Source organism: Neisseria lactamica (assembly GCF_901482445.1).
Taxonomy (GTDB): domain Bacteria; phylum Pseudomonadota; class Gammaproteobacteria; order Burkholderiales; family Neisseriaceae; genus Neisseria; species Neisseria lactamica.
On sequence record NZ_LR590477.1, the window covers coordinates 1,562,190 to 1,583,810 of the forward strand.

Here is a 21,621-nt window from a genome sequence, read left to right on the forward strand (position 1 = left end):
GAAAAACAGAAAAATGCCGTCTGAAACGGCACGCGCCGCCGCATTATAACAAAACCCCGCGCATCATCCGAAACAGGCGCGGCATACAATTCTGATAAAATACGCCCTTTTGACCCAAACCGCCGCACAATGACCGCCACCGCCGCCGATTTAGACCGACTCCTCCCCCAAACCCAATGCCGCGAATGCGGATACGAAGGCTGCCTGCCCTACGCCCGCGCGATGCTGCGGGGCGAGGCGCACAACCTCTGCGCCCCGGGCGGGGAAGCCGTCGTCCGCGACCTTGCCGCCCTGCTCGGCAGATCCCTTGCCGCACCTGCCAAAACCCAAGCCAAAGCACTCGCCCGGATAGACGAAACCGCCTGTATCGGCTGCACCGCCTGCATCCGCGCCTGCCCTGCCGATGCCATTATGGGCGCGGGCAAATTCATGCACACCGTCATCGCCGACGAATGTACCGGCTGCGGACTCTGCGTCGCCCCCTGCCCCGTCGACTGCATCCATATGCAGCCCGTTTCCGATGCCTTCCTGCCGCGCGCGCGCCGCTTCAGCCTGTCCGCCGACAGCCGTTTTGCCGCCGCCGAACACGCGCGCGCGCGCTACCTCAAACGCAACGAACGCAAACAGCGCGAAGCCGACGAACGCAAAGCCATGCTTGCCGAACGCGAAGCCGCCGTCCGCAACGCGCGTCCGCAAACGCCCGACACACCGACAAAACCGGCGTTTAACCCTGCCGACCTCATCGCCAAAGCCATGGCAAAAGCGCAAACCCGGCAAGACCGGCTCGTTGCCGCCGACAACCGGAAAGACTATCAGGCGAAACAAATTGCCGAAGCACGCGAACGTGCCGAGTTGCGCCGCGCCCAACGCGATATGAAATACGGCAGCGACAGCGAAAAAGCCGCCGCCCTCGAATACCTCAAACAATACAAAGCCAAACAGGAAGCTGCACAAAACACCGCGCCATAATGCCCCGCTATGCCGTCTGAAGCCGCTTCAGACGGCATTTTGCCGGTTTCCCCGCCCGCGCCCGCCGTTTTCGATAAAATATTAATTACGCGGCACTACATATTTGCTATAATCCCGCCCCGAAACCTACCCAACCCCGCAAAAAGGAACAAACTATGGGCATCAAAGTCGCCATCAACGGCTACGGACGCATCGGCCGCCAGGTTTTGCGCGCCATCTACGACTATAAAATCCAAGACCAACTCCAAATCGTCGCCGTCAACGCCAGCGGCAGCCTTGAAACCAACGCCCATCTGACCAAATTCGACACCGTGCACGGCCGCTTTGAAGCCGACGTATCCCACGACGGCAACTGCCTCATCGTCAACGGTGACAAAATTCCCTTCTTCTCCACCCGCAACCCTGCCGAACTGCCGTGGAAAGAACTCGGCGTAGATTTGGTGATGGAATGCACCGGCGCGTTTGCCGGCAAAGAAAAAGCCAAGGTTCACCTCGAAAGCGGCGCGAAAAAAGTGCTGATTTCCGCACCCGCCGATGCCGACGTTGACGCAACCGTCGTGTACGGCGTAAACGACGACGTGATTACCGGCGATATGACCGTCGTTTCCAACGCTTCCTGCACCACCAACTGCCTCGCCCCCGTCGCCAAAGTGCTGAACGAAAACATCGGCATCGTCAAAGGCGCAATGACCACCATCCACGCGCTGACCAACGACCAGACCGTTACCGACGTGCGCCACAAAGATTTGCGCCGCGCCCGCAGCGGCGTGGAAAATATGATTCCGACCAAAACCGGCGCGGCAAAAGCCGTCGGTTTGGTCTTGCCCGAATTGAAAGGCAGGCTCGACGGGCTTGCCATCCGCGTGCCGACCGTCAACGTATCCCTGGTGGATTTGAGCTTCCAAGCCGCCCGCGACACGACGGTTGAAGAAATCAACGCGCTGATGAAGGCCGCCTCCGAAGAAGGCCGTCTGAAAGGCGTATTGGGCTGCAACACCCTGCCGCTGGTCTCTATGGATTTCAACCATACCGCGCAGGCAAGCACCTTTGACGCGACGCTGACCAAAGTAACCGGCGGCAATATGGTCAAAGTGTTCGCGTGGTACGACAACGAATGGGGCTTCAGCTGCCAAATGCTGAACACCGCACGCCGTATGTTCGGTTTGGAAGTGCGCCCGCTCAAATAAACCGTCAAACGAAATGCCGTCTGAAACCTGATGTTTTCAAGTTTCAGACGGCATTTTTCATTTTTGGCAGTGATTTTGCCCGGCTGTCGCCATTTCCAATTTTAATCCGCCATATTTGAACCGGACCGAAGCATAAGCCGCCATCAAAGCCCCTTGCACGCCACTTCGCGCCGCCCGATTTCCTCTTTCAACGGCACGGCGTTCAACATCCGCAGACGTTCGGCAAAATCCGCAAACGGCAGCAATTCCGATCCGAAACGGCGCATATGTTCCGTATCCTGCTGGCAGTCTATCAGTTCCACGCCCAAATCCGCCAAAAACGGCACGGCGCAGGCAAAAGCGATTTTCGACGCATCCGATTGTAATGCGAACATCGATTCGCCATAAAACACCCTGCCGATCTGAACGCCGTAAAACCCGCCCGCCAACCTCGTTTCACCGCTTTCATCGGGATAATGGCACTCGAACGAATGCGCGTATCCCATTTCATGCAGCTTAAGGTATGCCGTCTGAAACTCAGGCGCAATCCAAGTCCCATCCTGATTCGGGCGCACCGCTGCCGCACAATGCGCGACCACTTCCGCAAAACAGCCGTTAACCGCAACCCGATAGCTGCCGTTGCGCAGCGTTTTCGCCAGCGAGCGCGGAACGTGCAGACGTTCGGGAACAATCACCGCACGGGGCCCGACCGCATACCAAAAAAACCAACCGTCCCGAGAAAACCACGGAAACACACCGTTCCGATACGCCTCAAGCAGCCGCCCCGAGTCCAAATCCCTGCTCACGCCGACCAGCCCTTCGTACTCCGACAATGCATGGGCAGGATTGGGGAACGCATAATCTCCGGGCGCAAGCAACGGAATACCCATATCAGTCCTCCATAAAACACAGACGGCATTCGAAATGACGAATGCCGTCTGAAAAAACAAACCGTCCGGATTTAACGTTTGCCCTTAGTCTGGCAACCGCTGCACACACCGTACATATACAGCGCGTGATCGACGATGCGGTAGCCGTTTTCTTCCGCAATTTTGTCTTGCAGGGCTTCGATTTCGGGATTGTGGAACTCCGTAACTTCGCCGCACTTCACGCAGACGATATGGTCATGGTGGTCGCCCTTGTCCAATTCGTAAACCGCCTTGCCCGTTTCAAAATGATGGCGTTGCAGAATGCCCGCCTGCTCGAACTGGGTCAGCACGCGGTAAATCGTTGCCACGCCGATTTCCACACCCTCTTCCAGCAGAATGCGGTACACATCTTCCGCACTCAAATGCTCTTCCGCGTGCGTCTCGAACAAATCCAAAATCTTCAAACGCGGGCCGGTAACCTTCAGACCGCTGTCTTTCAGTTGTGCAATATTGTTGAATTTTTCCATAATATTCAATATCCCTGTAAAACAATAGACGTTATAATACGCAATTTCGGCCTGTTTGCCCACTATCGCACCATAGCAGTTTGCAATAGTAAAACCGCACCGTCGGCCGATGCGCGGACAGGGCGGATACCGCTCGGGCGTATGATTATCGTTCGCTTTTATAAAATATTCAAGCAGTGCTACACTAGCCATCCCGATTTGCACAGAAAGGCATTTCCGTGAACAAAACCCTCATCCTCACCCTTTCCGCCCTCCTCGGCCTTGCCGCGTGCAGCGCCGAACGCGCCTCGCTGTTCCCCTCATACAAGCTCAAAGTCATACAGGGCAACGAAATCGACCCCCGCGCCGCCGCCGCACTCCGCCCCGGTATGACCAAAGACCAAGTCCTGCTCCTGCTCGGCAGCCCCCTGTTGCGCGACGCGTTCCACACCGACCGCTGGGACTACACCTTCAACACCTCGCGCAACGGCATCATCAAAGAACGCGGCAACCTGACCGTCTATTTTGAAAACGGCGTGCTCGCCCGCACCGAAGGCAATGTCCTTCAAAACGTCACCGAAACGCCCGAATCCGGACAACACGCAGACAAACCGTAAGGAACAAGTATGACACCGCTCAAAATCGCCATCGCCGGCGCAAACGGCCGCATGGGACGCGTCCTCGTCGAAGCCGTCAACAACCACCCCGACACCGTCCTTTCCGGCGCGCTCGAACACTCGGGCTCAGAAGTCTTAGGCTTGGATGCCGGCTTCTCTTCCGGCATCAAAACCGGCATCGCCATTTCAGACGACGTTGACGCCGTTCTCGCACAAAGCGACGTACTCATCGACTTTACCCGCCCCGATCCGACCCTCAAACACCTGCAAAAATGCGTGGAAAAAGGTGTCTGCATCATCATCGGCACAACAGGCTTCGACGATGCGGGCAAAGCCGCCATCCGCGCTGCCGCCGAAAAAACAGGCGTTGTCTTTGCCGCCAACTTCAGCGTCGGCGTGAACCTGACCTTCCACATCCTCGACACCGTCGCCCACGTGTTAAACGAAGGCTACGACATCGAAATCATCGAAGCCCACCACCGCCACAAAGTCGATGCCCCCAGCGGCACCGCCCTGCGTATGGGCGAAGTCATCGCCGGCGCGCTCGGCCGCGACCTCAAACAATGCGCCGTTTACGGCCGCGAAGGCCACACCGGCCCGCGCGATCCGTCTGCCATCGGCTTTGCCACCGTCCGCGCAGGCGACATCGTCGGCGACCACACCGCCCTCTTCGCCACCGACGGCGAACGCGTGGAAATCACCCACAAGGCAAGCAGCCGCATGACCTTTGCCGCCGGCGCCGTCCGCGCCGCAGTTTGGGTAAACGGTAAAACGGGTTTGTACGATATGCAGGACGTACTCGGGCTGAACAACCGTTAACCCCCATACAAAATGCCGTCTGAAAAGATATTTTCAGACGGCATTTTGCCGACAGGCTCCGTATCGGCATATGTTTCAACACACAGGACGACACATAAAGCGTCGCCCTATGTGTCGTCCTGATTCGGAAGGGGTTACGCCCCTCCCAAATAAAGTCTGATCCTACCGCCCCGAAGGACAGATGTCCGAGTGGCGGGGTTTCAACCGAAAAGGAAATACGATAAAGTTGCCTGCGCAGCATGACAAGCTACGGCTCATTTAATTGAAACTCTCCTGATCTAAAAATTCTAACTCTATTTCCCGGCAAACTATATATATGCTAAAACCGGTCGGAAGATCATACCTACCGCCTATCAATTCCAGCGTACCTCCATAATCCAAGATTTCATCATCCTGCTTTAATTCTCCAAGCTCCAATATATTATCGATATCTTTATCTTGGCTCTTTGTAGCGTATCCATAGATAAATTTCAGATAGCTGAACTGCTTGAATTTAATTTTTACCCAGTCTGAATAACTGGGGGTAGGAAGCTCTTGAGGTAAATCCGGATAATCCACACAATTGACGATGATATCGAATTCATCGTTTTTCAAAGTATAGTTTAATAGAGCACCTTCAAATATATACAGAAATTGATAATCTTTTCTTGGAATAGTATAAGTTGTCATATTATTTTACCTTTTCAAAAACAATGGTTTTAAGGACTGTTGAGCTCAAGTCGCTTCCATCACTCTTCTGAAATTTCAGTTGTTTAAACTCTTCCTTCATTTTAAGGAATTTTTCAACTAGCTGAGAACAAACTGGAGCAAAATGGACGATTGAGTTTAGGAATCAACCTGATTCAGTACGTGGGCAAAGATTAGAATTAAAATTTAGATAAAGGTTACGTTATGAATGTGAAGATAAAATATAATCTTTTAGAATATTGTGAATATTTAGGTGGTATTTTTGGTGTTTATAAAAATTATTTAAATATGGATATCAAAGATCCAAATTTAAAAATTAGATTTTTTGATTTTTTGGACGAACTTTTATCAGATGGTGTTATTGAATTATGTGATTATCGTGAAAATCCTCCAAAAATATTAACCGGTTCGCCAAAAACACAAGTAGATGAATTAAGAAAAATTTGGCCGGATATGGAAGAGATGTTGCTATATTTTCCAGATAATCCTTGGTTTTATGTAGAACATTTTTGGTGGGGCGCAACTTGCCCTATTGAACTGACACAATTGCCTAAAATAGAAATTTACGAAGAACAAATGAAACAAGGTAAGTAAGCGTATTAGTATTAGTATAAGCTATAATCATAAATCATATATAACAAAAATTAATCAGTTAACAGACCATTATATTTTAACCTTAATCCCATTCGGACCAGTTCTGCTTCATTTGGAATTCCTCTTAAATACTTATTGTTTGATGTGCCATTAATCACAATTTCTCCCCCTTTTTTTGTAATACGTGCTGTTTCGGGAAAATAATCCATTAACCGCTCAACATCCCGCCTCTTCCAAAACCGCGCGCGCGGCCAAATCCGCCGTATCTTTTTTCAACAACAGGTGCAACGCCCTGAAATCCTGTTGCAGCGCGGCAACCTTATCGGGGTGTTCGTACCAGTCCGCCAACGCCGCCGCCAGTTTTTCCGGTTTTGCTTCAGATTGCAATAATTCCGGCACGGCCTCCTTACCCAACAGGATATTCGGCAGGCCGACATGCGGCACTTTGATTTTGCGTTTCACATAAGCATAGGTCAGCGGCGAAATCTTGTAGCTGATGACCATCGGACGCTTGCACAGCGCCACCTCCAAAGTCGCCGTACCGCTCGTTACCAGCACCGCATCCGCCGCCCTGCACACCGTTTCAGACTGTCTGTCGGTTACCGTCAGCGGCAATCCGGCAAACTCCGGACGTTGCAAAACTTCCGCCAAACACCGCTTCGTCGCCTCCGTTGCGGCAGGCAGCAGGAAGCGTGCGGCGGGATAGCGTTCCAACAACAATAATGCCGTCTGAAAAAACACCGGCGCCATATAGTCGATTTCGCTGACGCGGCTGCCGGGCAGCAAGGCGAATACGGGGATGCCGGCATCCACGCCCAAATTTTTCCGCGCCGTTTCACGGTCGTCTTCCAAGGGCATAAGCTGCGCCATCGGATGACCGACAAACTCCGCACGTCCGCCCGCATCGAGATAAAGCTGCGGCTCCATCGGGAACAGGCACAGCACGCGGTTGACCTGATGCACGATTTTGCCCACGCGTTCCCGCCGCCACGCCCACACCGACGGGCTGACATAATGCACGGTCGGAATCCCCGACCGTTTGAGCCGCTCCGCCACACCCAAATTAAAATCGGGCGCATCGATACCGACAAACACATCAGGTTTCAACGACAGCAAATCCCGTACCAGCCCCCTGCGTATCCGTAAAATTTCCGGCAGCCGCCTGACCACTTCGACAAAGCCGCGCACCGCCAGCCGCTCCTGATCATAAAGGCTCTCGAAACCTTCCGCCTTCATCAGTTCCCCGCCGATGCCGGTAAACCGCGCCTGCGGGCAACGCTTTCGGATGGCGCATATCAGGTGCGCCCCCAACAGGTCGCCCGACGCTTCGCCGACACTGACGGCAATCAAAGGGCTTTTTTTATCAACCATATTCGTTCTTCTTCACATACTTTCACGTCCCGATGCCGTCTGAAGGCTTCAGACGGCATCGGGGTTCACATTTTCGTCCCGTTTTCCAACATCACCGCAAACTGCGCCAAGTCCGGCGGCAGCTCCGCCTTCAACACCAGCGGCTCACCCGTGAGCGGATGGTTCAGGTGCAGCTCGGACGCGTGCAAAAACATCCGCTTCAAACCCAACTTCTGCAAACGCCGGTTCGCCTGATAATCACCGTAGCGTTCGTCGCCCGCAATCGGACAGCCTTGAGATTGCAGGTGGACGCGGATTTGGTGCGTGCGACCCGTTTTCAGCGTTGCCCGCACCAAAGTCAGGTGCGACAGCCCGACACCGTGCAAAATGCCGTCTGAAAAACGGCTTAACACACGGAACACCGTGTGCGCCGACTGCCCGTCCTCGCTGACGCGTACCATCTTTTCGCCTTGTGCGCCGGTATATTTGAACAGGGGCAGTTTGATATGGAAATTGTCGTCCGGCAGTTTGCCCACCCCCAGCGCAAGGTAGATTTTTTTGGGGTGGTCGTTACGGATGGCTTCGTGAAGTTTGACGAGCGCGCTGCGTTTCTTCGCCACCATCAACAAACCGCTCGTATCCTTGTCCAAACGGTGGACGAGTTCGAGATAACGCGCCTCCGGACGGGCGCGGCGCAACTGTTCGATAACGCCGAAACTCACGCCGCTGCCGCCGTGTACCGCCACGCCGGAAGGCTTATCGATCACCAACAGCGCGTCGTCTTCGTAAACAATGTCAAATTCGCGCGCCGGCACGGCGGCACGCCTTTCAGACGGCATTTCCTTCTCCGCCACGCGCACAGGCGGAATCCGCACCGTATCCCCCTCCGCAATACGGCTGTCGGGTTTGCAGCGTTTCTTGTTCAAGCGCACCTCGCCGGCGCGGATAATGCGGTGGATATGGCTCTTGGGCACGCCCTTGAGGATTTTTATCAGATAGTTATCAAGGCGTTGCCCCGCCTCGTGTTCGGCAACCGCTATCAGGCTGACCGAACCTTTGCTTATTTCGTGCGTTTTCATCTATAATCCGAACATCCGTTTCAGCAGAAAACGCGCCCGACGCGCCCCCCTGAAACGGTTTACTTTAAAACGGAATTTTATATTAAAAACGCACTCCGCAAAGCATTTTCCCTGCGCCTGTTCCCAGCCGGCAGGCGCAGAACGTAATCAAGTTTGAATTGATTTTGCCGTTTCGGCGCGGAAATAAGACGGCAGCCGGACCCCAAGTCCCAAACGCAAACCGCCCAAAACACAGGCATCACGATAACAAGAAGAAGCCGGCCCCCATTTTTCCGACCGCAGCGTTCGGAACGCGGCAGACAAACCGCCGCATCGATCTTTATAGCCTTCTGTATCCGACCCTTCCGCACACGGTTCTCCGGAACGTGCATCCCTGCGGATTTTCAACTCAAAAACTGATTACCGGTTTTATCCGAAAACATCGGAAAACCCAGCCTTACGGAATGCCGAACCGGACCGGCGCACCCGAATGCCGCCCGTCCACGAGGTGATCATGAAAAGAATGTTATTCAACGCAACGCAGGCCGAAGAGCTGCGCGTTGCCATCGTCGACGGACAAAACCTGCTGGATTTGGACATCGAAACGCTGGGCAAAGAACAGCGCAAAGGCAATATCTACAAAGGCATCATTACCCGCATCGAGCCGTCGCTGGAAGCGTGTTTCGTCGATTACGGAACCGACCGCCACGGCTTTTTGCCGTTTAAAGAAGTATCGCGTTCGTATTTCCTCGGCTACGAAGGCGGGCGCGCGCGCATCCAAGACGTGCTCAAAGAAGGTATGGAAGTCATCGTCCAAGTCGAAAAAGACGAGCGCGGCAACAAAGGCGCGGCGCTGACCACTTTCATCAGCCTCGCCGGACGCTATCTGGTATTGATGCCCAACAACCCGCGCGGCGGCGGCGTATCCCGCCGTATCGAAGGCGAAGAGCGTCAAGAACTCAAAGCCGCTATGGCGCAACTCGACATTCCGAACGGGATGAGTATCATCGCGCGTACCGCAGGCATCGGCCGCAGCGCGGAAGAGTTGGAATGGGACTTGAACTACCTCAAACAACTCTGGCAGGCGATTGAAGAAGCCGGCGAAGCGCATCACGACCCCTACCTGCTCTTTATGGAAAGCTCGCTGCTCATCCGAGCCATCCGCGACTACTTCCGTCCCGACATCGGCGAAATTCTGGTGGACAACCAAGAAGTTTACGACCAGGTTGCCGAGTTTATGAGCTACGTTATGCCGGGCAACGCAGGCCGTCTGAAACTCTACGAAGACCACACGCCGCTGTTTTCCCGCTTCCAAATCGAACATCAAATCGAAAGCGCGTTTTCGCGCAGCGTCAGCCTGCCTTCCGGCGGCGCGATCGTCATCGACCACACCGAAGCCCTCGTCTCCATCGATGTCAACTCCGCCCGTGCCACACGCGGCGCGGACATCGAAGACACCGCGTTCAAAACCAATATGGAAGCCGCCGAAGAAGTCGCCCGACAAATGCGCCTGCGCGACTTGGGCGGTTTGGTCGTCATCGACTTCATCGATATGGAAAACCCCAAACACCAGCGCGATGTGGAAAACGTCCTGCGCGACGCGCTCAAAAAAGACCGCGCCCGCGTGCAAATGGGCAAACTTTCGCGTTTCGGCCTTTTGGAATTGAGCCGCCAACGCCTGAAACCCGCCTTGGGCGAAAGCAGCCACGTCGCCTGTCCGCGCTGCGCCGGCACCGGCGTGATTCGGGGCATCGAATCCACCGCCCTGCACGTTTTGCGTATGGTTCAGGAAGAAGCGATGAAAGACAACACCGGCGAAGTGCGCGCCCAAGTGCCCGTCGATGTCGCCACCTTCCTGCTGAACGAAAAACGCGCCGAGCTGTTTGCGATGGAAGAGCGTTTGGATGTGAACGTCGTCCTGATTCCGAACATCCACCTCGAAAATCCGCACTACGAAATCAACCGCATCCGCACCGACGACGTAGAAGAAGACGGCGAACCGAGCTACAAGCGCGTTGCCGAGCCGGAAGAAGACGAATCCGCCAAACCGTTCGGCAGCGAAAGGGCCAAAGCCGCCCGTCCCGAACCCGCCGTCAAAGGCGTGCGCCACACCAGCCCCGCCCCGACTGCCGCCCCCGAGAAAAAAACCTCTTGGTGGGACAGCTTCAAGGCTTGGTTGAAACGCATTTTCGGCGGCACATCCGAAACCCCGGCCGCTGCCGAAACCTCCGAAAAACGCATTTCCGGCGGCAACCGCAACGCGCCGCGCCGCACCGGCAGCCGCCGCCAAAACCCGCGCCGAGGCAACAGGCACGACGGCGGCAGGGCGGAAGTGCGCGAAACGGCGGATTTCAAAGGCAAAGCGGCAGACAATCAGGCGGCGGAACACGAAACCCGCAACGCCAAAGACAACCGCCGCAGCCGCAATCGCCAAAACGAACGCAACGCCGCAGCGGAAGCCGGAAACCCCGAAGTCCGAACACTTGCCGCCGCAACGCCGTCTGAAAACGAAGCCCGCCCGGCCGTGCAGGCGCAAGAAGGCAAACGCCGCCGTAACAACAACCGCAACGAACGCAACCGCGAACAGGCGGAAAACCGTGCGGAAGAAACCTTGTCCGAAGCAGCGGGCAACGTAGCGGAAGAGGGCGTGCAAACCGCCGGCGCCGATGCGCCGAAAGGCAACGAACGCCGCCAACGCGAGCGCAACAACCAACGCGACCGCCGCGAGCGCAACAATCAGCGCGACCGCCGTCAAAACGGCAAAAAACGCAATATTCCGTCTGCCGCCAAAATCGAGCAGTACCTGAATATTCACGATACCGCCGACAAAGTCCGTTCCGCCGCCGCGCACGTTTTCGGCGAAAACGATGCAAATGCTCCGATTACCGTCAGCATTGCCGGACCGGTTGCAGAAAGGGACGTTCCGACAGCATCTCCCGCCGTTTCAAACGGCGATGCACCGGTTTATGATGCGGCAGAAAAAATCCGTCAGGCCGTTGCCGCCATCCTTCCCGAAGGCACGGCACCGGAAGCCGCAGCACAGGAAATGCCGTCTGAAACCGCAACCTTTACGGCTGCGGTGAAACAGGCACGGGAAACCGTACAAACCGGCGGACTCGTCCTGATTGAAACCGACCCTGCCGCATTGAAGGCGTGGGCGGCACAACCCGAAGTTCAAACCGGACGCGGCATACGTCGTTCCGAACAGCCCAAGCCGTCTGAAGCCGCAACCGTCCCAGCCGAAGAAATGATCCAAGTCGAAACCCGGCAAGGCTGAACCGGCGGCGGCAAAAAAAGGTTCTGTTCCGCAGAACCTCTTTTTTACATAGATTCGGATACCTGCAATGCCGTCTGAACAAGCTTCAGACGGCATTTTTTATTTTTGGGACGCGTTTTTTATTCCTGCCTGTTTTCCCTTGCCGTCGCCTGCCGCGCGCAGTATGCCGTAGGGTCTGTAGGTTTGACTGTAGGGGCGGGCTTCAGCCCGCCAATCCCACCGTCTCCGACAATCCCGCCACATCCGTCCTACCCATAACATTCCCACCGCATCAAATCAACACAAAAATCCACATCCCGCCATTCCCGTGATTCCCGCAACCTTTCGTCATTCCCGTGAAAACGGGAATCTAGAACCTCAAACTTTCAGATAACCTTTGAATATTGCCGCTGCCCGAAGGTCTGGATTCCCGCCTGCGCGGGAATGACGGCAGCGGACGATGCCGTCTGAAACTCCGTCATTCCCGTGAAAACGGGAATCTAGAACCTCAAACTTTCAGATAACCTTTGAATATTGCCACTGTCCAATGGTCTGGATTCCCGCCTGCGCGGGAATGACGGTTTAGAAGTTGCCCGAAACCTCAAAAAAAAAACCGAAACCGAACAAGCCGGATTCCCGTAACCTTTCGCCATTCCCGTGAAAACGGGAATCTAGAACCTCAAACTTTCAGATAATCTTTGAATATTACCGCCGCCCGAAGGTCTGGATTCCCGTCTGCGCGGGAATGACGGGTCTTTTATCATCTTTAAAGGCTGCCGCGCGCCATCTCGACGGCAGTTCGGACGGCGGCAGTCAGGCTACCGGAGTCCGCCCTGCCGGTTGCCGCCAAATCGAGCGCGGTGCCGTGATCGACGGAGGTGCGGATAAAGGGCAGCCCCAGTGTGATGTTCACGCCCTGTCCGAAGCTGTGGTATTTCAACACGGGCAGCCCTTGGTCGTGGTACATCGCCAATACGGCATCCGCACCTTCGAGCATAAACGGTTGGAACAATGTGTCCGCCGGATACGGGCCGGCGAGGTTTATCCCTTCGCGGCGCAGGTTTTCGAGCGCGGGGATAATGGTGTCGGTTTCTTCGTGTCCGAGGTGTCCGCCTTCGCCGGCGTGGGGGTTGAGTCCGGCGACTAGGATTTTGGGATTTTTGATGCCGAATTTGTGTTTTAAGTCGTGATGCAAAATGCGTGCGACGCTTTCAATCAGCGGTTGCGTGATGGCGGCGGCAACGTCTTTCAGCGGCAGGTGGGTCGTTACGAGGGCGACGCGCAGGCCTTTGCCGGCAAGCATCATCACGACCTGCCCCGTGCCGCTTTTTTCCGCCAGATATTCGGTGTGCCCGCTGAAAAAACCTGTGCTTGCGCGCGCGTCGTTGATGATGCCTTTGTGCAGCGGCGCGGTAACGATGCCGTCGAAAATGCCGTCTGAAATGCCTGCGAGCGCGGTGTCCAAAAGTTGCAGCACATAGGCGGCGTTGGCGGGATTGAGCCGCCCTGCCGCAACCGCTTCGGCGGTCGGAATGTGCAGCACTTCCAGCTCGCCGTATGCCGCACCGCCTGATTCCGGATTGAAGTCGCGCAAGACGACGCTTTTGCCCAAGGCTTCGGCGCGCGCGCGCAACAGGTTTTTGTCGCCCAATACCGCGCAGCGGCAGGGCAGGCGTGCAAATGCCAAGTCCAAACAAATATCGGGGCCGATGCCGGCAGGCTCGCCGGAAGTAACGGCAAAAACAGGCTGTTTCATCGTGTTTGCTCCAAACAAAATGCGATTCTAACGCCGCAGCCGCGCGGCGATGTAAATTTTTCTGATTTTGTTGACAATCTGCTAGAATGGGCGTTTACAAAATTTAAACCCTGCTTACATACCGCCATATGTGCGGGTTTCAACTTTAAGGAAGCGATATGAACGAGAACTTTACCGAATGGCTGCACGGCTGGGTCGGCGCCATCAACGATCCGATGTGGTCATACTTGGTCTATATGCTTTTGGGTACGGGGCTTTTCTTCACCGTAACCACGGGCTTTGTCCAATTCCGCCTGTTCGGGCGCAGCATCAAAGAAATGCTCGGCGGCCGCAAACAGGGGGACGACCCTCACGGCATCACGCCGTTTCAGGCATTTGTAACCGGCCTTGCCAGCCGCGTGGGCGTGGGCAATATCGCGGGCGTGGCAATCGCCATCAAAGTCGGCGGGCCGGGCGCGGTGTTTTGGATGTGGATAACCGCCTTAATCGGTATGAGTTCGGCGTTTGTCGAATCTTCGCTGGCGCAGCTCTTTAAAGTCCGCGACTACGACAACCACCATTTCCGGGGCGGCCCCGCCTACTACATCACTCAAGGGCTGGGACAGAAATGGCTGGGCGTGTTGTTCGCCCTGAGTCTGATTTTCTGTTTCGGCTTTGTGTTTGAAGCGGTTCAGACCAATACCATTGCCGATACCGTCAAAGCGGCGTGGGGCTGGGAGCCTCATTATGTCGGCGTCGCCCTGGTGATTTTAACCGCGCCGATTATCTTCGGCGGCATCAGGCGCGTATCTAAAGCGGCGGAAATCGTCGTCCCCCTGATGGCGGTTTTGTACCTCTTTATCGCGCTTTTCATCATTTTGACCAATATTCCGATGATTCCGGACGTGTTCGGTCAGATTTTTTCGGGCGCGTTCAAATTCGACGCGGCAGCAGGCGGCTTACTCGGCGGTCTGATTTCGCAAACGATGATGATGGGCATCAAACGCGGCCTGTATTCCAACGAGGCGGGTATGGGTTCCGCGCCGAACGCCGCCGCCGCCGCCGAAGTGAAACACCCTGTTTCGCAAGGTATGATTCAAATGCTGGGCGTGTTTGTCGATACCATCATCGTTTGTTCTTGCACCGCCTTCATCATCTTGATTTACCAACAGCCTTACGGCGATTTGAGCGGTGCGGCGCTGACGCAGGCGGCGATTGTCAGCCAAGTGGGGCAATGGGGCGCGGGCTTCCTCGCCGTCATTCTGTTTATGTTTGCCTTTTCCACCGTTATCGGCAACTATGCCTATGCCGAGTCCAACGTCCAATTCATCAAAAGCCATTGGCTGATTACCGCCGTCTTCCGTATGCTGGTTTTGGCGTGGGTCTATTTCGGTGCGGTTGCCAATGTGCCTTTGGTCTGGGATATGGCGGATATGGCGATGGGCATTATGGCGTGGATCAACCTTGTCGCCATCCTGCTGCTCTCGCCACTGGCGTTTATGCTGCTGCGCGATTACACAGCCAAGCTGAAAATGGGCAAAGACCCCGAGTTCAAACTTTCCGAACATCCGGGCCTGAAACGCCGCATCAAATCCGACGTTTGGTAAATCCCGCCCTTACCGGAGCCGCTTCCCCGCGAAGCGGCTTTTCCCTTTCCGCGCACTGTAAAAACAGGGCGAACAAGCGTACAATCCCAACCCTTTACTTTTGAATCCATTTCGTTTTTCAGACGGCATCCTGCTTGGAATACCGTCTGAAACACCGTCAGGCAATACACACATGACCCACATGATTTACCCCAAAACCTACGACGTGATTGTCGTCGGCGGCGGACACGCCGGCACGGAAGCCGCACTCGCCGCCGCCCGTATGGGCGCGCAGACGCTTTTGCTCTCACACAATATCGAAACGCTCGGACAAATGTCGTGCAACCCCTCCATCGGCGGCATCGGCAAAGGGCATTTGGTACGCGAACTCGACGCGCTCGGCGGCGCGATGGCGTTGGCCACCGACAAGTCCGGCATCCAGTTCCGCCGCCTGAACGCCAGCAAAGGCGCGGCAGTACGAGCCACGCGCGCGCAGGCGGACCGCATCCTGTACAAAGCCGCCATCCGCGAAATGTTGGAAAACCAAGAAAACCTCGACCTTTTCCAACAAGCCGTCGAAGACGTAACGCTCGACGGCGAACGCATCAGCGGCGTGATCACCGCGATGGGCGTGGAATTCAAAGCCCGCGCCGTGGTATTGACCGCAGGCACGTTTTTGTCCGGCAAAATCCACATCGGTTTGGAAAACTACGAAGGCGGCCGCGCCGGCGACCCTGCCGCCAAATCATTAGGCGGACGTTTGCGCGAATTGAAGCTGCCGCAAGGCCGTCTGAAAACCGGCACGCCGCCGCGCATCGACGGACGCACGATTGACTTTTCCCAACTGACCGAACAGCCCGGCGACACACCCGTTCCCATCATGTCCGTACGCGGCAGTGCCGAAATGCACCCGCGCCAAGTGTCCTGCTGGATTACGCATACCAACACGCAAACCCACGACATCATCCGCTCAGGCTTCGACCGCAGCCCGATGTTTACCGGCAAAATCGAAGGCGTGGGTCCGCGTTATTGTCCGTCTATCGAAGACAAAATCAACCGCTTCGCCGACAAAGACAGCCACCAGATTTTCCTCGAACCCGAAGGCCTGACCACGCACGAATACTACCCCAACGGTATCTCCACCAGCCTGCCGTTCGACATCCAAATCGCGCTCGTCCGCAGTATGAAAGGTTTGGAAAACGCCCATATCCTGCGCCCCGGTTACGCCATCGAATACGACTACTTCGATCCGCGCAACCTCAAAGCCAGCCTCGAAACCAAAACCATTGAGGGATTGTTTTTCGCCGGGCAAATCAACGGTACGACAGGTTATGAAGAAGCCGCCGCGCAAGGACTGCTGGCAGGCGCGAACGCCGTGCAATACGTCCGCGAACAAGACCCGCTCCTGCTGCGCCGCGAACAAGCCTATCTCGGCGTATTGGTGGACGACCTCATCACCAAAGGCGTGAACGAACCCTACCGAATGTTCACCAGCCGTGCCGAATACCGATTGCAACTCAGGGAAGACAACGCTGATATGCGCCTGACCGAAGACGGCCGCAAAATCGGCTTGGTGAGCGAAGCGCAATGGCGTATGTTCAACGAAAAACGCGAAGCCGTCGAACGCGAAATCCAACGCTTGAAAACAACGTGGTACACACCGCAAAAACTCGCCGAAGACGAACAAATCCGCGTGTTCGGACAAAAACTCAGCCGCGAGGCCAACCTGCACGATTTGTTACGCCGCCCGAACCTCGACTACGCCGCGCTGATGACGCTCGAAGGCGCGATGCCGTCTGAACGCCTCGCCGCCGAAGTCATCGAACAAGTCGAAATCCAAGTCAAATACCAAGGCTATATCGACCGCCAAAACGAAGAAATCGACAGCCGCCGCGACATCGAAACCTTAAAGCTGCCCGACGATATCGATTACGGCAAAGTCAAAGGCTTGTCGGCAGAAGTGCAGCAAAAGCTCAATCAGCACAAACCCGAAACCGTCGGGCAGGCAAGCCGCATTTCCGGCGTAACCCCTGCGGCAGTGGCATTGCTGATGGTGCATTTGAAGCGCGGATTTAAAGACGCGAGATAAACACATCGGTACGATGCCGTCTGAAACACCGTTCAGACGGCATCGTACCATCCCGACAGGAAACATCATGCACATACTGACCGCCGGCGTGGACGAGGCAGGACGCGGACCTTTAGTCGGCAGCGTGTTTGCCGCCGCCGTCATCCTTCCGGAAACATTCGACCTGCCCGGACTGACCGACTCCAAAAAACTCAGCGAGAAAAAACGCGACGCGCTTGCCGAAATGATAAAAAATCAGGCGGCCGCGTGGCACGTCGCCGCCGCCGGGCCCGAAGAAATCGCCGGCCTCAACATCCTGCACGCCACCATGCTCGCCATGAAACGCGCCATTGACGGTTTGGCTGTGCGCCCCGAAAAAATATTCATCGACGGCAACCGCATTCCCGAACATTTGAATATCCCTGCCGAAGCCGTCGTCAAAGGCGACAGCAAAATCATCGAAATCTCCGCCGCATCCGTTTTGGCAAAGACCGCACGCGATGCGGAAATGTACGCACTGGCGCAACGCCATCCCCAATACGGTTTCGACAAACACAAAGGTTACGGCACGAAGCAGCATCTGGAAGCCCTCGAAAAATACGGCGTGCTGCCCGAACACCGCCGCGACTTCGCCCCCGTCAGAAACCTGCTCGCGCAGCAGGTCTTGTTTTAAACCTGCACAAAAATGCCGTCTGAAGCCTTCAGACGGCATTTCCAGCATCGCAACTTCAAAGAGAAAGAACCCAAACCGTCATTCCCGCGCAGGCGGTAATTTAGTTTTTTGGGTTTCAGTTGTTTTTAAGTTTCGGGAAACTTCCAAACCGCCATTCCCGCAAAAACAAAAAATCAAAAACTGAAATTTCGTCATTCCCGCGCAGGCGGGAATCTAGAAACCCAAAGCTGCAAGAATTTATCAAAATGACTGAAACTCAAAAAACCGGATTCCCGCCGAAAACAGGAATCCGGAGTCTCAGGGTTGGAAAAACCGTTTTTCCCGATAAGTTTCCGTACCGACAGACCTAGATTCCCGCCTGCGCGGGAATGACGAAATTTCAGTTTTTGATTTTTTGTTTTTGCGGGAATGACGATATAGTGGATTAACAAAAATCAGGACAAGGCGACAAAGCCGCAGACAGTACAAATAGTACGGAACCGATTCACTTGGTGCTTCAGCACCTTAGAGAATCGTTCTCTTTGAGCTAAGGCGAGGCAACGCCGTACCGGTTTTTGTTAATCCACTATAAATGACGATATAAGTATTTTTATTTTAATCCGCCATATTAACGCACCCGGCCAAACAGCATAACGGCACGGGCAGCCCGATTTGGATTGGCCTATTTCCCCGATACCCTCGCCGCCAGCTCGTCCGCCAAGGCAAGATACGCCTTGGTACCCTTTGCCTGCGCGTCGTAAGCCATCACCGGCATACCGTGGCTCGGCGCTTCCGCAAGGCGGATATTGCGCGGGATGACGGTTTCAAACAGCAAATCCCCGAAATGGCTGCGCAACTGTTCGCTGACTTCGGCAACCAGCCTGCTGCGGCTGTCGTACATCGTGCGCACGATGCCCGTGATGTCCAAATCGGGATTGACCGCCTGACGGATTTTGCGCACGGTCGCAATCAAATCGGAAATCCCTTCCAGCGCGTAATATTCGCACAACATCGGCACAATCACGCCGCCGGCTGCCACCAGCCCGTTAAGCGTCAACAGCGTCAGCGAAGGCGGGCAGTCGATCAGGATAAAGTCGTAATCTTCCGCCACTGCCTTGAGTGCGTTTTTCAAACGCACTTCCCGGGCGATTTCCTGCACCAGCTCGATTTCCGCACCGGCCAGCGCGCGGTTCGCACCCAACACGCCGTATCCGCCCTCTTTGCTGCGTACCGCCGCCGATTTCACGTCCGCATCGCCCAATAAGACCTGATAAACGCCGGACTGCAAACTCGCCTTGTCGATGCCGCTGCCCGTCGTCGCATTGCCCTGCGGATCCAAATCGACCACCAGCACGCGTTTGCCGCGCGATGCCAGCGAAGCCGCCAAATTTACCGTCGTCGTCGTTTTGCCCACACCGCCCTTCTGATTGGCGATGGCAAGGATGTTCGCACTCATGTCCCGCCCGTGTCCCGTCTGATGTTGAAAAAAGAAAAACAGTGCGGAATTTTACCTTTATCCGCACAAAAAAGGTATTCATGCCGTCTGAAGCGCGCTCAACGCTTGCTCAGGATGACGATATGGCGTTCCGCATCCAAGCCCGGCACTTCGAGCCTTTGGATCTTTTCGACGCACACATCCTGCGGCAGGCGGTCGATTTCCCCCTGCGGATATACGCCCTTCATCGCCGCCCAGTAGCCGCCGTCTTTTAACAGATGCACCGTCCACGACACAAAATCCGCCAGTTCTGCAAACGCACGGCTGGTAACCACGTCGGCACGCACGTCCGAAACCGCCTCCACGCGTCCGGATACCACGCGCACATTGTCCAACCCCAACTCGATAACCGCCTGCTGTAAAAAAGCCGTTTTCTTCGTATTCGCATCCAAAAGGGTTATCTGCACATCCGGACGGCACACCGCCGCCGGAATGCCGGGCTGTCCTCCGCCCGAACCGACATCCAGCATCGTCTGTGCGCCTTCGATATAGGGCAGCAGCGTCAGGCTGTCCAAAAGATGATGGACAATCATTTTTTCCTCGTCGCGCAGGGCGGTCAGATTGTAGGTTTTGTTCCACTTTTTCAACAAATCCACATAGGCCAAAAGCCTGTCCTGTGCCGTTTCCGAAATATCCAGCCCCATCGCGGCAATGCCTGCACGCAGGCGTTCTTTGCGTTCCATATCTGCTTCCTGTCCATATTCAGGCGTAATGTTAGCGGAAAAACATACCGTCTGAAACCGCGTGTCGGGTTTCAGACGGCATTCCCGTTCCAAGCTATTTTTTCCTGTGGAACACCACCGGCTGCACCGGCGCGCGCGTCAGACGTTTGGGCAGCGTCAGCATAGACACCAGCCACACGGCAAACGCATATTCCAACACCGCCTCCCCGCGCAGCCCGCCCAAGGCGGCACTACCCAACAACAGCTCGAAAATCCAAGCCACCGCCGCAGCCGCGCAAGCCGCCACGCCCGACAGAAACAGCGCGTAACGCGAATGCCGCCGCATCATCTTTTTGTACGCCAGCTTCGTCAGGCCTGCCGACACGACCACATTCAAAAACGCAAACACACCGAACACAAACCAAACAGTGCCGTCCCAACCGCCACGCCGGCCGAATCCGCCGGCCGACACCGACACCAGCAGCCCTGCCCGTCCGAACGCAAGCGCAAAGGCATCATGCACCGACAGTGCGAACGGCAGCGTCAAAAACACCAGCCCCGCAAACAGAGCCGCATAAGGATATTTCTCGTTCACAAACATCGCCGTCCCCCTCTTCCGAAACAGACCGAATTATACCGCGCACTGCCTTGCCGCCCGCCCAAAAAGTTGCACAAACAACCGTTCATATATATCATAACGAAAAAAGCCGGTGTAGCTCAGTCGGTAGAGCAGCGCATTCGTAACGCGAAGGTCGGGGGTTCGATTCCCTTCTCCGGCACCAATATTTCTATTTAAGCATATGATTTATAAAGTGTTTTTAATTATAGGCTTAAGAAAATGTGTAAATTCTGTGTATTTTTAGCAGAATGCGCTTTTTTCCCATATCAGCCGTGTAGAAAAAACAGCGTATCAGATAGTCCGATACGCTGTTTTTTCTTTGCCCGTGCGCCTGCCCACTCCCACACACACAATGTGTGTGTTATACTGTGTGTGCATAAAAATGATTATTTACTCGTAATGCCGAAAAAGGCGGTTAACTTCCCTACAAGTTAACCGCCTTTGGCTTTATTTCTGTTTTATGCCTTGTTAGTCGCCCCCGCCAATGTCTCCGTTAACAGGTCTCCCACTTGCAAGCCTTCCCGCTGCGCTGCCTCCAAAGCAAACTTCCTTATGCGCCATAACATCTCCCAAAGGTCGTATGTAAACATTTCTCCGTAAGCCTCGCGGCTACCCCTCAAGTGTTCGTTAATATTTGCCATTGCGCTGCCTTCGGTGTCTTCATGCCGCCATACTTGAAAAGTGTCTTTTCCACTTAGGGCGCATAGTGTGTTAATTAAAACGCTGCGGGCGTTGTTTGAGTATTCCACCCCAATAGTACAGGTGTCTACTATTTCCCGCCACAGGTTTAGGGGAACGGTCACATATTGTGTGTCTGTGTATTGAGTGTGCATAAGTGCTGCCTTTCTTTACTCGCTTGTTTAAGGTGTGCTTACTTTACCCCTTGTTCTTCCATTAGTCAATATTTCCTTTA

18 protein-coding genes, 1 tRNA gene and 2 pseudogenes are annotated in these 21,621 nt (G+C 55.1%); 11 read left to right on the top strand and 10 right to left on the bottom strand.

What is annotated here, in order from left to right:
• Nucleotides 1-129 precede the first annotated feature (129 nt).
• Together FGL10_RS08425 and gap are read left to right on the top strand one after the other, a co-directional pair.
• Entirely contained in the window at nt 130-969 is an 840-nt protein-coding gene (locus FGL10_RS08425) for an RnfABCDGE type electron transport complex subunit B (RefSeq protein WP_036469796.1), read from the top strand.
• Between the two features lie 155 nt (nt 970-1,124).
• A complete protein-coding gene (gene gap, locus FGL10_RS08430; protein ID WP_003709330.1) occupies nt 1,125-2,156 on the top strand; it encodes a type I glyceraldehyde-3-phosphate dehydrogenase in 1,032 nt (343 codons plus the stop codon).
• Nucleotides 2,157-2,299: 143 nt separating this feature from the next.
• Here gap and aat read toward each other — a convergent pair whose 3' ends face one another.
• Both aat and fur read right to left on the bottom strand, forming a co-directional pair.
• Complete coding sequence (aat, locus tag FGL10_RS08435) at nt 2,300-3,025, bottom strand: leucyl/phenylalanyl-tRNA--protein transferase (protein ID WP_003709332.1); 726 nt, start codon at nt 3,023-3,025, stop codon at nt 2,300-2,302.
• Nucleotides 3,026-3,096: 71 nt separating this feature from the next.
• Nucleotides 3,097-3,531, bottom strand: coding sequence for a ferric iron uptake transcriptional regulator (fur, locus tag FGL10_RS08440; RefSeq protein ID WP_036469811.1), 435 nt, complete (start codon nt 3,529-3,531; stop codon nt 3,097-3,099).
• Nucleotides 3,532-3,749: 218 nt separating this feature from the next.
• Between fur and FGL10_RS08445 the strand changes: the two genes are divergently transcribed.
• Entirely contained in the window at nt 3,750-4,127 is a 378-nt protein-coding gene (locus tag FGL10_RS08445; protein WP_003709336.1) for an outer membrane protein assembly factor BamE, read from the top strand.
• A gap of 9 nt (nt 4,128-4,136) precedes the next feature.
• Nucleotides 4,137-4,946, top strand: a complete 810-nt coding sequence (gene dapB / locus FGL10_RS08450; RefSeq protein WP_003709339.1) for a 4-hydroxy-tetrahydrodipicolinate reductase — start codon at nt 4,137-4,139, stop codon at nt 4,944-4,946.
• Between the two features lie 258 nt (nt 4,947-5,204).
• Here the strand turns inward: dapB and FGL10_RS08460 are convergent, their stop codons facing one another.
• Nucleotides 5,205-5,615 (bottom strand): hypothetical protein, encoded by a 411-nt coding sequence (locus FGL10_RS08460; protein WP_003709341.1) that lies wholly within the window; start codon nt 5,613-5,615, stop codon nt 5,205-5,207.
• A gap of 222 nt (nt 5,616-5,837) precedes the next feature.
• On the opposite strand from FGL10_RS08460, the gene FGL10_RS08465 reads away from it, so the two are divergent.
• Entirely contained in the window at nt 5,838-6,227 is a 390-nt protein-coding gene (locus FGL10_RS08465; protein ID WP_003709343.1) for a DUF596 domain-containing protein, read from the top strand.
• 50 nt (nt 6,228-6,277) lie between these two features.
• On the opposite strand, the gene FGL10_RS12125 is transcribed toward FGL10_RS08465, so the two are convergent.
• The 3 genes from FGL10_RS12125 to FGL10_RS08475 form a co-directional block, all read right to left on the bottom strand.
• The gene (locus FGL10_RS12125) at nt 6,278-6,436 is read right to left on the bottom strand and encodes a hypothetical protein (protein WP_003709344.1); all 159 of its coding nucleotides are present in this window, start codon (nt 6,434-6,436) and stop codon (nt 6,278-6,280) included.
• Between the two features lie 7 nt (nt 6,437-6,443).
• Entirely contained in the window at nt 6,444-7,598 is a 1,155-nt protein-coding gene (gene lpxB / locus FGL10_RS08470) for a lipid-A-disaccharide synthase (RefSeq protein WP_003709346.1), read from the bottom strand.
• 65 nt (nt 7,599-7,663) lie between these two features.
• Nucleotides 7,664-8,656 (bottom strand): RluA family pseudouridine synthase, encoded by a 993-nt coding sequence (locus tag FGL10_RS08475; RefSeq protein ID WP_036475222.1) that lies wholly within the window; start codon nt 8,654-8,656, stop codon nt 7,664-7,666.
• Nucleotides 8,657-9,149: 493 nt separating this feature from the next.
• Here FGL10_RS08475 and FGL10_RS08485 point away from each other — a divergent pair.
• Nucleotides 9,150-11,007: pseudogene (locus FGL10_RS08485) on the top strand (Rne/Rng family ribonuclease); the annotation flags it as partial.
• A 107-nt stretch (nt 11,008-11,114) separates the two neighbouring features.
• Nucleotides 11,115-11,912, top strand: a pseudogene (locus FGL10_RS13035) (Rne/Rng family ribonuclease); the annotation flags it as partial.
• A gap of 745 nt (nt 11,913-12,657) precedes the next feature.
• On the opposite strand, the gene pdxA reads toward FGL10_RS13035, so the two are convergent.
• Nucleotides 12,658-13,647 (bottom strand): 4-hydroxythreonine-4-phosphate dehydrogenase PdxA, encoded by a 990-nt coding sequence (gene pdxA, locus FGL10_RS08490; protein WP_003707266.1) that lies wholly within the window; start codon nt 13,645-13,647, stop codon nt 12,658-12,660.
• A gap of 158 nt (nt 13,648-13,805) precedes the next feature.
• Between pdxA and FGL10_RS08495 the strand changes: the two genes are divergently transcribed.
• The 3 genes from FGL10_RS08495 to rnhB all read left to right on the top strand — a co-directional run bounded on the left by FGL10_RS08495 (nt 13,806) and on the right by rnhB (nt 17,953).
• The gene (locus FGL10_RS08495) at nt 13,806-15,233 is read left to right on the top strand and encodes an alanine/glycine:cation symporter family protein (RefSeq protein ID WP_003707264.1); all 1,428 of its coding nucleotides are present in this window, start codon (nt 13,806-13,808) and stop codon (nt 15,231-15,233) included.
• Between the two features lie 172 nt (nt 15,234-15,405).
• Complete coding sequence (gene mnmG, locus FGL10_RS08500; protein ID WP_003707262.1) at nt 15,406-17,301, top strand: tRNA uridine-5-carboxymethylaminomethyl(34) synthesis enzyme MnmG; 1,896 nt, start codon at nt 15,406-15,408, stop codon at nt 17,299-17,301.
• A 67-nt stretch (nt 17,302-17,368) separates the two neighbouring features.
• On the top strand, nt 17,369-17,953 hold the full coding sequence (gene rnhB / locus FGL10_RS08505; protein ID WP_003707260.1) for a ribonuclease HII: 585 nt from the start codon (nt 17,369-17,371) through the stop codon (nt 17,951-17,953).
• A 661-nt stretch (nt 17,954-18,614) separates the two neighbouring features.
• Here the strand turns inward: rnhB and FGL10_RS08515 are convergent.
• The 3 genes from FGL10_RS08515 to FGL10_RS08525 form a co-directional block, all read right to left on the bottom strand.
• Nucleotides 18,615-19,388 carry a ParA family protein gene (locus FGL10_RS08515; RefSeq protein ID WP_003707256.1) on the bottom strand — a complete coding sequence of 258 codons (774 nt, stop codon included), beginning with the start codon at nt 19,386-19,388 and terminating at the stop codon, nt 18,615-18,617.
• A 98-nt stretch (nt 19,389-19,486) separates the two neighbouring features.
• Entirely contained in the window at nt 19,487-20,110 is a 624-nt protein-coding gene (gene rsmG / locus FGL10_RS08520; RefSeq protein WP_003707255.1) for a 16S rRNA (guanine(527)-N(7))-methyltransferase RsmG, read from the bottom strand.
• A 94-nt stretch (nt 20,111-20,204) separates the two neighbouring features.
• The gene (locus FGL10_RS08525) at nt 20,205-20,690 is read right to left on the bottom strand and encodes a hypothetical protein (RefSeq protein WP_003707253.1); all 486 of its coding nucleotides are present in this window, start codon (nt 20,688-20,690) and stop codon (nt 20,205-20,207) included.
• 105 nt (nt 20,691-20,795) lie between these two features.
• On the opposite strand from FGL10_RS08525, the gene FGL10_RS08530 reads away from it, so the two are divergent.
• Nucleotides 20,796-20,871: transfer RNA gene (locus tag FGL10_RS08530), tRNA-Thr, on the top strand.
• Nucleotides 20,872-21,621: the final 750 nt, after the last annotated feature.

What these genes read in the sequence shown, in the direction of transcription:
- FGL10_RS08425 (WP_036469796.1), top strand. Translation starts at nt 130, where the DNA reads ATGACCGCCACCGCCGCCGATTTAGACCGACTCCTCCCCCAAACCCAA.
- gap (WP_003709330.1), top strand. Translation starts at nt 1,125, where the DNA reads ATGGGCATCAAAGTCGCCATCAACGGCTACGGACGCATCGGCCGCCAG.
- aat (WP_003709332.1), bottom strand. Translation starts at nt 3,025, where the DNA reads ATGGGTATTCCGTTGCTTGCGCCCGGAGATTATGCGTTCCCCAATCCT.
- fur (WP_036469811.1), bottom strand. Translation starts at nt 3,531, where the DNA reads ATGGAAAAATTCAACAATATTGCACAACTGAAAGACAGCGGTCTGAAG.
- dapB (WP_003709339.1), top strand. Translation starts at nt 4,137, where the DNA reads ATGACACCGCTCAAAATCGCCATCGCCGGCGCAAACGGCCGCATGGGA.
- FGL10_RS08460 (WP_003709341.1), bottom strand. Translation starts at nt 5,615, where the DNA reads ATGACAACTTATACTATTCCAAGAAAAGATTATCAATTTCTGTATATA.
- FGL10_RS08465 (WP_003709343.1), top strand. Translation starts at nt 5,838, where the DNA reads ATGAATGTGAAGATAAAATATAATCTTTTAGAATATTGTGAATATTTA.
- FGL10_RS12125 (WP_003709344.1), bottom strand. Translation starts at nt 6,436, where the DNA reads ATGGATTATTTTCCCGAAACAGCACGTATTACAAAAAAAGGGGGAGAA.
- lpxB (WP_003709346.1), bottom strand. Translation starts at nt 7,598, where the DNA reads ATGGTTGATAAAAAAAGCCCTTTGATTGCCGTCAGTGTCGGCGAAGCG.
- FGL10_RS08475 (WP_036475222.1), bottom strand. Translation starts at nt 8,656, where the DNA reads ATGAAAACGCACGAAATAAGCAAAGGTTCGGTCAGCCTGATAGCGGTT.
- pdxA (WP_003707266.1), bottom strand. Translation starts at nt 13,647, where the DNA reads ATGAAACAGCCTGTTTTTGCCGTTACTTCCGGCGAGCCTGCCGGCATC.
- FGL10_RS08495 (WP_003707264.1), top strand. Translation starts at nt 13,806, where the DNA reads ATGAACGAGAACTTTACCGAATGGCTGCACGGCTGGGTCGGCGCCATC.
- mnmG (WP_003707262.1), top strand. Translation starts at nt 15,406, where the DNA reads ATGACCCACATGATTTACCCCAAAACCTACGACGTGATTGTCGTCGGC.
- rnhB (WP_003707260.1), top strand. Translation starts at nt 17,369, where the DNA reads ATGCACATACTGACCGCCGGCGTGGACGAGGCAGGACGCGGACCTTTA.
- FGL10_RS08515 (WP_003707256.1), bottom strand. Translation starts at nt 19,388, where the DNA reads ATGAGTGCGAACATCCTTGCCATCGCCAATCAGAAGGGCGGTGTGGGC.
- rsmG (WP_003707255.1), bottom strand. Translation starts at nt 20,110, where the DNA reads ATGGAACGCAAAGAACGCCTGCGTGCAGGCATTGCCGCGATGGGGCTG.
- FGL10_RS08525 (WP_003707253.1), bottom strand. Translation starts at nt 20,690, where the DNA reads ATGTTTGTGAACGAGAAATATCCTTATGCGGCTCTGTTTGCGGGGCTG.